The sequence below is a fragment of the Gordonia sp. PvP123 genome (assembly GCF_040547295.1).
Classification (GTDB): Bacteria; Actinomycetota; Actinomycetes; order Mycobacteriales; family Mycobacteriaceae; genus Gordonia; species Gordonia terrae.
Genome location: NZ_JBEPPN010000002.1, coordinates 49,195 through 63,167 on the forward strand (window position 1 = coordinate 49,195; position 13,973 = coordinate 63,167).

Here is a 13,973-nt window from a genome sequence, read left to right on the forward strand (position 1 = left end):
GATGAACGATGCACGGTCGGTGAACCCGAAAGAGCTCGTCGCGGCGTCGCTGAAACGGGAACGAACGCGGGCCGGTCTGTCCCTGACCGAACTCGCGCGCCGAGCCGGAATCGGGAAGTCGACGCTGTCCCAGCTCGAATCGGGGGAGGGGAATCCGAGCGTGGAAACCCTCTGGGCCCTCTCGACGGCCTTGGGCGTGCAGTTCTCGGCGCTGTTGGATTCGCCGATGCCGGCGGTCGAGGTCATCCGTTTCGGCGAGGGGCCGGTGATCCCGGCCGCGGACGCGGACTATTCGGCCACCCTGCTGTCCACCGCCTCGCCGGGGTCGCGGCGCGACATGTATGTCATCCGGGCCGAACCCGGCAAGCCGAGAATCTCGGCGCCGCATGCGCGCGGGATCATCGAGCATGTCGTGATCAGTTGCGGCCGTGCGCGTCTCGGTCCCACGGACTCGGCCGAAGTCCTCGCGGCGGGTGATTACATCTCGTACCCCGGCGACGTCGAGCACGTCTTCGACGCACTGGAGCCGGGTACCGTTGCGGTGATGCTCAGCGAGGCGTTCTGAGACGGTGGCACAGGTTTCGGCGAAACGCGACGTGCATCACAGCGATTCGCGGTATCGATGACCGACGCGTACTGTTGCTGTCAGTGATGCGCCCGTACCGGCCGCGTCTAGCGTCGTAGAACGCCTCTCTCGCAGGTCTGGAGATTCCGACACAGGTCGGCCACCTGCCATTGACTTCATACGGCGAACGAGCTCGCGCACCCGCGTGTTCGCCACCGGCACCGCCTTGCACGTCAGTCGTGCTGTTCGCGTGCCAAGCACAGGAAGACACCTGCACACCACATGACTGCTGTACTCGAAACCCCGACGACCACCCCTGCCGACGCCGCTGCGTCTGCTCCCGGTGTGTCGTTCGAATCCCTCGGTGTTCCAACCGAACTCGTCAAGGTCCTGGCCTCGCAGGGCAAGACCGACGCCTTCCCGATCCAGCAGGACACCCTGCCCGACACCCTCGACGGCAAAGACGTCCTGGGCCGCGGCAAGACCGGATCGGGCAAGACCCTCGCCTTCTCCATCCCGCTCGTCGCCGGCCTGGCCGAGATGCAGGTCAAGCGCTACGTGGGAGCACCCACCGGCCTGATCCTGGCGCCCACCCGCGAGCTGGCGACCCAGATCGCCGCGGTCGTCGAGCCGCTCGCCGCTTCCGTGGGACTCACCGTCACCACCGTCTTCGGCGGGGTCAAGCAGACCCGCCAGGAGCAGGCGTTCCGCCGCGGCGTCGACATCGTCGTCGCCTGCCCCGGTCGTCTCGAGGACCTGATGCGCCAGGGCATCGTCCGCCTCGACGAGGTCGAGATCACCGTGATCGACGAGGCCGACCACATGGCCGACCTCGGCTTCCTCCCCGTCGTGACCAAGATTCTGGCCGCGACCCCCGCCGACGGACAGCGGATGCTGTTCTCGGCGACGTTGGACAATGGCGTCGACAAGCTCGCCAAGCGCTTCCTCGACAACCCGGTGCTGCATTCGGTGGACTCGGCGGAGTCGCCGGTCGCCGCGATGACCCACCACGTCTTCGAGGTCTCCTCGGCGAACAAGCAGGATCTCGTCGCCGAGCTCGCCTCCGGCACCGGGCGCCGCATCCTGTTCATGCGCACCAAGCATCAGGCCAAGAAGCTCGCCAAGAAGCTGACCGAGGCCGGGATCCCCGCCGTCGACCTGCACGGCAACCTCAGCCAGGCGCAGCGCGACCGCAACCTCGCCGCATTCGGTGAGGGAGACGTCCGCGTCCTCGTCGCCACCGACGTCGCCGCCCGCGGCGTGCACGTCGACGGCATCGAGCTCGTCGTTCACGTCGACCCGCCGGCCGAGCACAAGGCGTACCTGCACCGCTCGGGCCGCACCGCCCGGGCCGGGTCGGCCGGCGACGTGGTGACCGTGTGCCTGCACGAGCAGCGTCGTGAGGTCGCGCAGCTGCTGCGCAGGGCGAAGATCAACGTCACCCCCGTCTCCGTCGACGCCTCGTCGGCGGCCGTCGACGAGCTCGTCGGCGAGCGCGCGCCCCGCGTGTCCGCAGCCGCGCGCGCCGCAGCCGAGGCCGCGCGTGGCGGCGGTGCTCAGGGTGGTCGGTCCCAGGGCGGCCGCGCTCAGGGTGGCCGGTCACAGGGGAGTCGCCGCGGCGGTCGTGGCCGAGGCCAGGGTGGTAACGGCAGTGCTCGAGGCGAGAACCGGAGCGCCGGCACCGGCGGTGGCCGGAACGCCGCCGGCGGTGACTCGCGCGGCACCCGCGGCGAGGGCCGCGGACGTCCGGCCCGGAGTGACTCACGGTCGGGCGGTTCGCGCTCGGCCGAGGGTCGCACAGGCGGTCAGGGTCGAGGCGCGGGACACTCGCGGGCCGGCGATCAGCAGCGCGCGGGCAGCCGCGGGCAGGGTCGTCGGGTGAGCCGCCCCGCTGGTTCGCCGACCGGTCGCTGAACCTGATACGTCAGCCGCACAATCGAAGAACGGCGCTCGCCTACGCGAGCGAAGTGAGCCTCGAGGGGCTGGTGACCATGGTCGCCGCCCTTCGAGGCTCGTCGACCTCGACGCGCTCCTTCGTCGCTTGCTCGGCCCGGCGGCTTTCGCTCCTCGCACCTCAGGGGGCAGAGGGGCGGCCCTCTCTCCGGACTACGGGAACAAGGAATCTGGTGCTGCTTTCGGATCAGGGAGCAACGCGCCCGCTCAGGCGGGTAGGAATCGCTGGGCCAGCCGCGGTGCGAGCCACGGGCGGGCGCCCCAGGCGATCGCCTTGCCGGTGAGGCCGATCCAACCCGGCGACACCCGGCCGTAGCCGGCCAGGAGGGCGGTGGCCGGGTCGACGCTGATGTGTACGTCGGGGCGGCGGGGTTCCGGCGGGTCGATCACGAGCTCGCCGTCGGTGAACTCGTAGACATGGCGTTCGCCGCACCCGCGCAACCGGATATCGTAGGTGCCGGAATGGCCGGCGGCGTTCACCGGATCGACCCAGCTCGGCAGGATGTGCTGGCGGGCGCGGATGATCATCGACACCACCTCGGGCTCGACCCACCAGCGGGCGCCGACGGCCCGGGCGATGTCGTGGGCGTGCACGACGAACTCACCGATCAGCAGACCCAGTGCGGCGTCCGCGCGGATGAGGCGGTCGCCGTCGAAGTGCATCTTGGGGACCTGGGCGTGGAAGTGCGACACCTCGTCGACGAGTTCGCGCAGGTCGTCGGCCAGCCGCCGGCACAGCAGTCGCACGTCTCGGGTGGGCAGGTTGGCGATCTGCTTGGCGTTGAAGTCGGGGACGTCGACCGCCGAACAACACCATTCGCCTTCGCCGCGGGCGAGTCCGAGAAAGCGCGACGGTGCCGAGGCCACATGACCCAGGCAGTCGGTCAGCGTCCAGCCGGGGACGTCCGGGAGCCGGGTGTCGGGGTCGTCGACCCCGAGCACGAGATCGGTGAACCGATCCCCGGTCGTGAGCGCGGCGTCGATGTAGTCAAACCTCGAGAACATCCCCGTCGCGCGTGGTTCCTCCCCCCACATGGGGCACGACAGTACCCCGGCGCGTTGCGACGTGCGACACATTCAGTCCCAACACGCCGAACCTGGGGACAGATGTGCAACGTGCGCAACATTATTCACAAACGCGCACGGTGATTCTCAATCGTGTGACGCTGCTGGGGCGGCTTCGCCGAGACGGACGCACACGACGCCGAGCACGATGAGCAGGCCGCCGGCGAGTTGGATCGGTGCCGGCAGTTCGTCGAGAACCAGCCAGGCGAAGACCACCGCGAACAGGACCTCGGACAGCGCGACGAAAGACATCACGCGCGCGCCGAGGAGCCGCCCGCCCGCGATGCCGAAGCCGTAGGCCATGGCGGCCGAGACCACACCGAGCAGGACCAGCGGCACCCACCAGGCCACCTCGAGTGCACCGACCCGGACCGGAACGGTGGTCATGGTCATCGGCAGGAGTCCGGTCAGTCCGGCGCCGACGAGGGCCAGCGCACCGATGAGCAGGCCGCCGGCGGCGAGGCTCAACGGCGGCCAGCCCGTGCGATCGTCGGCCGAGATCACGAAGTAGGCGGCGGCCCCGACCATCGCGGCCAGCGCCCACAGCACCCCGACCGCACTGATCGGCACGTCGCCCGTCAGGTCGAGCACGAGTGCCAGTCCGGCGATCGCGAGGGCCGCGCCGAGGACCGTGACCCGTCCCGGACGCTGACCGTGGCGGAGCCACAGCCACACCAGCACCGCGACCGGCGCGGTGTACTCGATGAGCAGCGCGACCCCGACCTGCAGGTAGGTCACCGCGTAGAAGTAGGCGAGCTGACAGCCTGCCACGGCGAGCAGACCATAGCTGACGAGCACGGGCCAGGACCGGCGGCCGGGCCGGTCCGGGACGGGCCGTCGGCGATCGCGGAAGGCGAGCAGGCCGGGCACGGCCAACACCAGTCCGCCGAGCGCGATGCGCACCGTGACCGTCGCGCCGGCCGACCACCCCGCCTCGATCATGGCCCGGGCGAGTACGCCGGAGATGCCGAAGCAGGCCGAGGAGATGAGTGCCAGCGTGATGCCGAGGGCAGGTCGGGGGAGGGCGGGAGTACGGTCCGCGGAGCTCACGGATTCTTCGCGGCGACGATCGCCGTGCGAAGGGCTTCGCGGCACTCCGGCCCGGCCGGCTCGCCGGTCCCGAGGTAGAAGCTGCCCGGGCGACCCTCGTCACCGGCGAACCCGGTCACCGAGAATCCGTCCGACTCGGGAAGATACGGGGTCGACGACATCGACGCGACAGCCAGCGGACACGACAACGCCGCGACCCCGCGCTTGGCCCCGGACACGACGACGATCAGGTGGGTCGGGTGCAGCACGATCAGCGTCTGGTGCTCGGAGTCGGGGTCGACCGGGTTGCTGCGTCGTCCGAAGACCTTGCCGAGGAAGGTCGTCGACGGCGGGTTGATGCTCCGGGTGATCCACGCCGGCAGATCATCGGTGACGGTGAGCTGCTTCGACTCGGCGTGGTCGCGCAGCGTCGCGGCGACGTCGGCGGAAAGATCGGACAGATCGGCACGCACGGTGGTGCGCTGATACGCGGGCCCCATGGCTGCTCAATCTAGTGCAGTGGCCCCGCCGTCGAGGCCGGCGACGGACTGCGCGACACCCAGACGTCGGCCGAGTAGCCGACGCCGACGCGGCACCGAGACCTCCGGCGCCTTCGCCTCGAGGTCGTCGAGCAACGACGCGACGGTCTGCGCGGAATCGGTCTTGTTGGTGCCGATGAAGCCCGACGGCCCTCGCTTGATCCACCCCGTCACGTACATGCCCGACACGGGTTCGGTCCCGTCGAGAACGCGGCCGTCGAGGTGGGGGATGACCCCCGCGGCGTCGTCGAACGGCAGGCCGGGTACCGGCACGCCGCGGTAGCCGACCGAGGTGAGGACCAACCCGGTCTCGAGAGTGGTGGTGTCGCCGGTGGGTTCGATGCCCACCGCGGACCCGGCGTCGTCGACGACCGGCCGGTTGCGGCCGACGACCAACGCGCTCGCCCGACCGTGGGGGCCTGCGGTCACCTCGGACGGTGAGCTGAAGAAGGCCAGCCGGATTCGACGGCCCGTCGGCTCGGGGCGCGCGGCGCATTCGGCCAGGATCTCGAGTTTGCCGCGGACGGTGGCGTCGAGATCGGCCGGCGCGGGGAGCGCATCGAGATCGGCGGCATCGACGGTGACCGGGACACCCGAATCGACCAGTCCGATGAGTTCGGGCAGGGTGAACGCCGCGTGCGCGGGTCCGCGACGTCCCATCACGACGACTTCGCGCACCGACGAGGCCCGCAGGGTCGCCAGCGCACTGCGAGAGATGTCGGTGGCCGCGAGCGTGTCCGGGTCGGCGACGAGAATGCGCGCGACATCGAGGGCGACGTTGCCGTTGCCCACGACCACCACACGCTCGGTGTCCAGGTCGACGTCGAGGTCGGTGAAGTCGGGGTGGCCGTTGTACCAGCCCACGAAGGAGGTCGCACTGGACACACCCGGGAGGTCGAATCCGGGCAGTGCGAGTCGCCGGTCGGTGGGGGCGCCGCCCGCCCAGATCACGCCCTGGTGCCGGGCGCGCAGGTCGGCCAAGGTGAGATCCCGCCCGACCTCGGTGTTCAGCAGGATCTCCAGACGCGGGTTGCGCGCGATGTCGTCGAACAGCTCCATCACCTTGCGGGTGTGCAGGTGATCGGGTGCGACGCCGAAGCGTGCCAGCCCGAACGGTCGGTCGAGGCGCTCGTACATGGTGACCGAGACCTGCGGCTGCCGCAGCAACTCGTCGGCGGCATACATCGCCGAGGGACCCGACCCCACGATGCCGATCGAGATCGAGCGCTCGACGGCCAGCTGCCGCGGCCGGTCGATGGGTGCGAGTGGCAGCCGACGGGCCGGGTCGACGGGGAAGCGAGCGGCCCCGTCGGCCGGATCGTGGTACTGCGTCGCGTTGACCTCGACGAACCGCTCCTGGCCCGCGGGCAGACGGTGACCCGGGACGATGGCGCCGACCGGGCACGCACTGACACACGCGCCGCAGTCGACACAGGTCGCGGGATCGATGTACAGCATCTCGGCGATGCCGAAGTCGGGTTCTTCGGGCGTGGGGTGGATGCAGTTGACGGGGCATGCATAGACGCACGACGCGTCGCCGCAGCACGCCTGGGTGACGACGTGGGGCATGGTCTCGGGATCTACCTGCGTTCGGTGCGGCTCAGGCCGCGGTGTAGGTGGGCTCGCTGCGGAAACGCGAGGGCCGACCGCTGATGCCGAGTGCACGCCACAGCAGTCGCGACACCGGGTTCATCAGCCCGCTCTGCTCGCCGAGCATCCGAACGTCGCCGAAGACGTTGCGCAGAAAGCGCTTCGACTCCGCCGACCGCCAGAAGATGTCCTTCATTACCTCATCGGGGACGTCGAAACGCTTGGCGAATCCACGCGGGGGCACCACGATCGCGCCGCACAGGATGCGCATGGTCAACGGGAGCATGAGGGACAGGATGAACCGCTGGAAACGGCCACGCTGCGGCACCTGCTCACGGATGAGGTGATGGGCGAACGAGATGTGGCGCGCCTCCTCGGCGACATGGAGCTGCATGACCGCCGCCATCGTGGGATGCAGGCTGGCGCGGGTGCGCAGGAAGTCCTTCTGGATGTGGTCGATCGGCTCCTCGCCGCCGAGGACCCCGAAGAAGAACAGGGTGGGGAAGACGGTCGAGACGAGCGGGACGAACGGAGAGATCAGCCGGTAGCCGATCTTGGCGCCCGGCACATCCACCCCGGTGCGGTTGATGAACTCCTGGAACATCAGGGTGTGGTTGCACTCCTCCTTGCATTCGTGCGTGGTGTACCGGAATTCGCGCGCGCCGTTGGGGAGCTTGAAGCTGTACTGCATCAGGCCGCGGATGAGGATCGACTCGAACTGCAGTCCGACCTTGGCGACGTTGGCCTGGCGCCACATGCCGATCTCGATCTGCTTCTCCTGGGGGAGCTGCTGGTACCACGGGTGACGGCCGATGGGATCGACCTCGTAGGACAGGATCCACCGGGGGTCGTTCTCGGTGATCGCCATGTGCGGCGCGTCCCAGTCGATGTCCACGTAGGGATCGAAGTTGCGGTGGACCGAGGCCGCGGACAGGTCGTCGAGCACCTGGCCGTAGTCGTGGTCGCCGCCGGACTTGTCGTGCTGCGGCACGTAGCGGGCGGGGGCCTCGTGCTCCCGATCGGTCGGGGTCAGTGCTTTCGTCATCGTCGCATCCCTTCGGGTGGGCGGCTCGGTCGGTGAAACAGACCACAGCGGATGACTCGAACGTATTTCGACGCCGCCTTATTTGTCAACAGTCGATGTCACGTTCGATACCGGCACAATGGGCTGGTGCACCTGCCGGCCGATGTCCGGCTTCGGGGGCTGACCTGGTGAGACGGGTGTAATTCGATCGGGTTATATAACCCGGTCGAGGCGATGGTCGCGGGTTAGAGTTACCACCGTCCGTGCCCGTGTCTGCTCACCTGGAGGAGCGATGTCCCGTCGTGTTCACGCGTCCCAGCGCTTCCGGGCCCCGACGCACTCCACCCGCGCCTGCCGGCACGGAGCGCCCGCGGTCGTGACCCGGGTCCGGAGCCGGTCGTGAATCAGCCGCCGCAGGGTCCGACGCGTGTCGTCCCCCCGCCGGGCGGGCCCCCGCCGGGTATGCCCCATCCGGGCGGTCCCCGCCCGGGTGCGCCGGGTCCTCATCGGCCCGGTCCGCCGCCCCCGCCTGCTCCCGGTCCGATGCCGCGGCAGGCCCCGCGGTCGCCGAACCGGGGTGCGCCCGGTCCCGGCGGTGCCCTCGGCGATCTGACCCCGCAACTCATCGACACCGACATCTGGACCGACGCGATGGTCGAGGGAGCGGGCATTCCCGTCGTCGACGTCCCGTTCGTGACGGTCGGGTCGGGCATCGGCTCGTTCGTGACCGTCGACTACTTGCGGATCAGCGGGGTGCCGCTCGATCGGATCGCGGTGCTCGGCCCGCAGGATGTGCCGTGGCACAGCTACGAGTATCTGACGCGGGTGTCGCAGATCCCCCGCGGGGAGCGCCTGCGTTCCGACTCGGCGTCGACCCCGGACAACATCTGGGGTTTCCCGTCGTACGCGGTCCGGGAGGCGTGGGCGGACAAGAAGTTCAAGCCTCTGTGGAACGTGTTGGTGGAACCCGTCTTCGCGAACTTCTACACGCCGAAGGCCGGACAGGCATTCGCCTCGATGGAGAAGGAGTGCGAGCGCATCGGCTACCTGAAGTGCCTGCACCGCGGCCAGGTCCGGATGATCCGGCGCCGCGCCGGTGGCGGGTATTTCACGATTCTCACACCGCCGCAAGGATCTTCGCCCACCAAGCGGGTGGCGTTCCGCAGCCAGTGGGTCCACGTCGCGATCGGTTACCCCGGGATCAAACTGCTGCCCGATCTGCAGGCGTTCCGGGAGACCTACCGCGACGCCAGCAAGGTCGTGAACGCCTACGAATCCCACGAACACATCTATCAGTCGTTGCAGCGCAAGCCCGGCACCGTGGTGATCCGCGGCGCCGGGATCGTCGCCTCCCGGGTTCTCCAGCGACTCATCGACGATCGCGACGCGTACGGACTCCAGACGCAGATCGTGCACCTGTTCCGCACCTACTACGACAAACCGCACGGGCCGCACATCTTCATGCGGCGCAAGGGCAAGGACGGCTGGGCCTATCAGGGGTTCAACTACCCGAAGTCGGTCTGGGGCGGACAGCTCAAGGCCCGGATGCGCAAGCTCGAGGGGCATGAGCGGGCCGAGGCGTACAAGCAGATGGGCGGCACCAACACGCCGGTCCGCGACGACTGGCAGGAGCAGCTGGCGCGTGGGCGGCGCGAGGGCTGGTACCGCGTCGCCGTCGGCAAGGCGGAGAGTCTGGTGCCCGCGGCGGGTGGTCAGGGTGTGGTGACCACGGTGCGGGTCGACCCGCACGCACCGATCCGGCAGGACCACCGGCCCGACGGGACCTTCGAGATCTACGCGGACTACGTGATCGACTGCACCGGACTCGAAGCCGACGTTCGCGAGCACCGCCTGCTGCGCGACCTGCTCGACCACACCGGTGCCGGCATCAACCCCGTCGGCCGCATGGATGTCGAACGTGACTTCGAGCTGAAGGGCACGCGGAGCGGGAACGGCAAGCTCTACGCCTCCGGCAGTGCCACACTCGGGGGCTATTTTCCCGGCGTCGACACGTTCCTCGGCCTGCAGATCGCCGCCCTGGAGATCGTCGACGACCTGGCGCGCCAGGGTTTCTGCAAGCGCCTGACGCCGTGGCGGTCGACCGCTCAGTGGTGGCGCTGGATGAACAACAAGGGAGTCGACTGACATGTTGCCCACCCTGTGGGGGCGAATCCAGACCCGCGTGCTCGTGCTCGGCATCCTCGGTGGTCTGTGGACCGTCGTGCTGGTCCCGTTCCTCTGGCTGATCTCCTCGGGTGATCCGACGATCCTCGACGTCTACCGGGTCGCCTTCACCGTGCTCGTCACCGTCATCGTCCTCGGGGTGTTCTGGGAATTCCTGTACCACTTCCTGCAGCAGTTCCGGTGGGAGAAGGACTGGCCGACGCTGTTCGGGCTCCTCACCGCCATCAACGAGGGAATTCTCGTGTGGGTGGTGATCGACAACACGGGACTCATCCCGGAATCCCTCCGGCCAAATCCCTTCGTGTTCTCGGTCCAGTTCGTCACCACGTGGCTGCTCGTGTGGGTGGCGGTCAACGGGCCACTGCGAGCGGTCTTCCCCCACTGGCGATTCCAGGGAGGTCGTTTCCTGTGACCAGTCCGGGCGACATCCCCAGCGTCACACCGACCGTGACGCTGATCCGCGGGGAGGGGGTCGTGATCCGGACGCCGGCGTTCCTGTGCCTGTTGAACGACACGGTGCCCGCGTCCTTCCTCACCGACCTCCTCGACATCGAATCGGCGGTCTCCGTGCCGGATTCGGCACCCCGACGCGGACGGCACCTGGTGCGGGCGCTGGCGCAACTGGTGGCCACCGCAGCCGACCCGGTCGACATCGCCTTCGCCGCACCCGACAGTGCCGGCATCGCGATCTTCCTCTCGGGCCGGGTGTACGGCGAGACCGACGGCAAGCGTGTCGAGCCGGCCGCCGGCGACACCTACGACCGCGCCGTGCCGTGGCCGTACGAGGGTCTCGGGCTGTATCTCGCCGGCACCGAGCCGGCCGAGGTCGGCGAGGAGCGATTCGACCTGGTCGAGGGCACGGTGCCCGCCGCGGGTGCGTTGCTGCACACTCCACTCGGTCTGCGCGGCACCGAGTTCCACGCGGTGTCCGACAGAGCGGCGCAGCCTCGGCCCGACAGAGCGGCGCAGCCGCGGCCGGACCGGGTGGTCGAACCGCCCCGACCCGACCCGGATGCGGGGCCGCCGACCGAGGCGCTGGGAGGGCTCGACGAGCCGGATCCCGAGATGCTCAGAACTCCGGCACCCGAAGCGGAACCGGAGCCCGACCCGATGGGCACCACCGAACGGATGGCCCCCGGCGCCGGGAGTCTCGGATCGCCCGCGCCGGGCCCGCTGCCGTTCACCTCGACTCCGCTGGGCGGCCCGTTCGAGGCGGAACCGTTGTCGCCGAACGCGCCGCTCCCGTCCGAGCCCGCGCCGCGGGACACCATGCCGCCGGGCGGACGCGCGCCCGTCGAACCCGGAGCCGCGTCGAATCCGTTCGCCGAGCCTCTCGAACCGCGCGCGCCCCTGCCCAAGGCAGAGCATCAGAAGCCCGCGACCGAGGTCGTCAAGATCGAGGCCTCCCGGGCCATGGTCCACGGGATACGTTGCTCGCGAGGCCATCTGAACCACCCGCAGTCGTGGCTGTGCGGAGTCTGCGGAATCCGGATGGATCAGTTGACGACCTTCCTCGTCGAGGGGGAGCGGCCGCCGCTGGGCTGGTTGCTGCTCGACAACGGATTCACCTTCCTGCTCGACGAGGACCTGGTCATCGGTCGAGAGCCGGGATCAGCCGGAGGCGGACCGGCGGGTTCGCCGAAACCGATTCGCGTACAGGACGAAACCGGTCAGCTGTCGCGGCGGCACGTCGAGATCCGGCTGGTGGAGTGGACGGTGCAACTGGTCGACCTCGGGTCCGCCAACGGCACCTTCGTCGCCGATCCCAGCAACGGCAACCGCGAGACCCGCCTGCTGCCGCATCGTGCCCATGTGCTGGTGCCCGGATCGCATGTGCGAATCGGCGGTCGGCACTTCATCTTCGAGTCGCACCACGCCCGCATCTGAGGGATCCGAGGTCATGGAGAAACACACGATCGCCTTCCTGCTGCTCGACGTCGCGGTCGTCATCGCCGCCGCCCGGGTGGGCGGGATGATCGCGCGGGCGTGCCGTCAGCCGGCCGTGGTCGGCGAGATCGCCGCCGGGATCGCGCTGGGCCCCAGCCTGCTCGGACTCCTGCCCGGCGATCCCGACCAGTGGCTGTTCCCCGACGACGTCCGGCCGCTGCTGGGCGCGCTGGCGCAGATCGGTTTCGTGCTGTTCATGTTCATCGTCGGCCTCGAACTGGACATGCGGCTGACCAAGGGGCGTGAACGCGCGGCGGCGAGCATCTCGGCCTTCTCGATCGCCCTGCCGTTCGCTCTCGGTGCCGGGCTCGGTGTGCTGCTCTACCCCTCGCACAACATGGTCGGGGGCATGGAGATCGAACGGCTCGGGATGGTGCTGTTCATGGGCGTCGCGATGTCGATCACCGCCTTCCCGGTACTGGCGCGAATCCTCACCGACCGCGGGATGATGCGGACCGTCCCCGGGGTCTTCAGCCTGGCCGCGGCCGCGATCGACGACATCCTGGCGTGGACGCTGCTGGCCTTCATCATCGCGATCATCCAGGGCGGCAGTCCGCTCGAGGTCGCCAAGATCGTCGGGCTCACGCTCGTGTACGCGGCCGTGATGTTCGGCGTGGTTCGTCCCCTGCTGGCCAAGCTGATCGCGTGGCGCGACACGGCCGGCCGGCTCACCCCGGACATCCTGGCGGTCATCCTGATCGGTCTGTTCCTCTCGGCGGCGGCGACCGACGTCATCGGCATCCACCAGATCTTCGGCGCCTTCGTGTTCGGCGCGGTGATGCCGAAGGTGGGGGCCGAGCAGCTGCACCGGGAGATCCTCGAGCGGCTCGAGCAGGCGAGCGTGCTGCTTCTGCTGCCGATGTTCTTCGTCGTGACCGGACTCAACGTCGACCTCACCGAGATCGGGTTCGCGGGGATGGGGCAGTTGCTCCTGGTCCTGCTCGTCGCGATCGCGGGCAAGTTCGTCGGTGCCTATGCCGGCGCGCGGGTGAGTGCGATACCCACCAGGCAGAGTGCGGCCATCGCGGTGTTGATGAACACGCGCGGACTGACCGAGCTGGTGATCCTCGCCGCCGGCCGGGAGCTCGGCGTGCTGAGCGACGAGCTGTTCGCCATGCTCGTCGTGATGGCGCTGGTGACCACGATCCTGACCGAGCCGTTGTTGCGCGTGGTGTACCCGGACCGGGTGGTGGCCAACGACATCGCGGCAGCCGAGCGGCGTGCGCTGGCCACCGCCACCGCACCCCGGGTCCTGGTGCTGATCCGCGATCCCGTCGGGACGGTCGCGGATCTGCGAGCGAGGCACCGGCGAATGCTGGATTGCGCCACCGGATTCGACGTCGTGCTGGCCGGGCTGCTCACTGCTCCGGATCGGTCCGCCCGTCCACTCGAGGTCGGTATCCCGGTGGTGCCGGACTTCGCGGCGATCGCCTCGGCCGTCGAGAAGCTCACCGAGCTGGGCTCGTCGCTGACCGGCGCGGGTTCGGTCTCTGTGCTGTGCCGGTTCAGCGCCGATCCGGCCGCCGACCTCGACGCGATGTCGGAGAACGCGCATGCCGACATCATCGTCGTGGACAGTGTGGACCGATCCCTGGGGGAGTCGCTGCGATCGGCCCCGGTCGCCGTGATCGACGAGGCCGCAGATGAGGCGGTGGCCCCGGGTCGCAGCACCGTCACCTGCTTCGCCGCCGACAGTCGCAGCGGCCGGACCGCTGCGCTGGTGGCCGCGGGTCTGGCGCTCTTCGGATCGCGCTCGCTGACCGTCGTCGCATCCGGGTCCCGGCGACGGTGGCTCGCAGATCTCAACGCTGTTGCGGAACAGGGAGTCTCGGTGTCGGTGCAGGATCCGCGGCGGCATCGCGACGATGCGGTGTCGTTCGCCGTCACCGCACCGGACGAGGGTGGCCCGGGCACACCGGTTCCGGTCACCGTCGTCGACAACACCGGGACAAGCGAGGAATCGCTGGGCGACCGCGTGGCGGCCCTCTATCCGCCGCCGGTGGCGCAACCCACGCCGTCGCGAGCGGCCCCCGACACATCCAGCCCCGACATCGGTTCATCATCGGAGAGGCACTGA

The 13,973-nt window shown here is 69.3% G+C and carries 11 protein-coding genes; 6 read left to right on the forward strand and 5 right to left on the reverse strand.

Going from position 1 to position 13,973, the window contains the following annotated elements; genetic code table 11:
* Nucleotide 1: 1 nt before the first annotated feature.
* Together ABIC25_RS03100 and ABIC25_RS03105 are read left to right on the forward strand one after the other, a co-directional pair.
* Complete coding sequence (locus ABIC25_RS03100; RefSeq protein WP_354559895.1) at nucleotides 2-565, forward strand: helix-turn-helix domain-containing protein; 564 nt, start codon at nucleotides 2-4, stop codon at nucleotides 563-565.
* 282 nt (nucleotides 566-847) lie between these two features.
* Nucleotides 848-2,479 (forward strand): DEAD/DEAH box helicase, encoded by a 1,632-nt coding sequence (locus ABIC25_RS03105; RefSeq protein ID WP_354559897.1) that lies wholly within the window; start codon nucleotides 848-850, stop codon nucleotides 2,477-2,479.
* Between the two features lie 246 nt (nucleotides 2,480-2,725).
* Here the strand turns inward: ABIC25_RS03105 and ABIC25_RS03110 are convergent, their stop codons facing one another.
* The 5 genes from ABIC25_RS03110 to ABIC25_RS03130 form a co-directional block, all read right to left on the reverse strand.
* On the reverse strand, nucleotides 2,726-3,523 hold the full coding sequence (locus ABIC25_RS03110) for a maleylpyruvate isomerase family mycothiol-dependent enzyme (protein ID WP_354559899.1): 798 nt from the start codon (nucleotides 3,521-3,523) through the stop codon (nucleotides 2,726-2,728).
* 147 nt (nucleotides 3,524-3,670) lie between these two features.
* Nucleotides 3,671-4,633 carry an EamA family transporter gene (locus tag ABIC25_RS03115; protein WP_354559901.1) on the reverse strand — a complete coding sequence of 321 codons (963 nt, stop codon included), beginning with the start codon at nucleotides 4,631-4,633 and terminating at the stop codon, nucleotides 3,671-3,673.
* Nucleotides 4,630-5,112: a hypothetical protein gene (locus tag ABIC25_RS03120; protein ID WP_354559903.1), complete on the reverse strand. Its 483-nt coding sequence runs from the start codon at nucleotides 5,110-5,112 to the stop codon at nucleotides 4,630-4,632. The genes ABIC25_RS03115 and ABIC25_RS03120 overlap by 4 nt, the downstream gene beginning before the upstream one ends.
* 6 nt (nucleotides 5,113-5,118) lie before the next feature.
* Nucleotides 5,119-6,720 (reverse strand): 4Fe-4S binding protein, encoded by a 1,602-nt coding sequence (locus ABIC25_RS03125; protein WP_004020005.1) that lies wholly within the window; start codon nucleotides 6,718-6,720, stop codon nucleotides 5,119-5,121.
* Nucleotides 6,721-6,751: 31 nt separating this feature from the next.
* Nucleotides 6,752-7,786, reverse strand: coding sequence for an AurF N-oxygenase family protein (locus ABIC25_RS03130; protein ID WP_354559905.1), 1,035 nt, complete (start codon nucleotides 7,784-7,786; stop codon nucleotides 6,752-6,754).
* Between the two features lie 522 nt (nucleotides 7,787-8,308).
* Between ABIC25_RS03130 and ABIC25_RS03135 the strand changes: the two genes are divergently transcribed.
* From ABIC25_RS03135 to ABIC25_RS03150, 4 genes are read left to right on the forward strand one after another with little or no spacing between them, the layout of a single operon-like run.
* Nucleotides 8,309-9,910, forward strand: coding sequence for an FAD/NAD(P)-binding protein (locus tag ABIC25_RS03135; protein ID WP_004019998.1), 1,602 nt, complete (start codon nucleotides 8,309-8,311; stop codon nucleotides 9,908-9,910).
* Nucleotide 9,911: 1 nt separating this feature from the next.
* Nucleotides 9,912-10,361, forward strand: a complete 450-nt coding sequence (locus ABIC25_RS03140) for a hypothetical protein (protein WP_354559906.1) — start codon at nucleotides 9,912-9,914, stop codon at nucleotides 10,359-10,361.
* Nucleotides 10,358-11,836 (forward strand): FHA domain-containing protein, encoded by a 1,479-nt coding sequence (locus tag ABIC25_RS03145; protein ID WP_354559908.1) that lies wholly within the window; start codon nucleotides 10,358-10,360, stop codon nucleotides 11,834-11,836. Before ABIC25_RS03140 ends, ABIC25_RS03145 begins: the two co-directional genes overlap by 4 nt.
* Nucleotides 11,837-11,849: 13 nt before the next feature.
* Complete coding sequence (locus ABIC25_RS03150) at nucleotides 11,850-13,973, forward strand: cation:proton antiporter (protein ID WP_354559910.1); 2,124 nt, start codon at nucleotides 11,850-11,852, stop codon at nucleotides 13,971-13,973.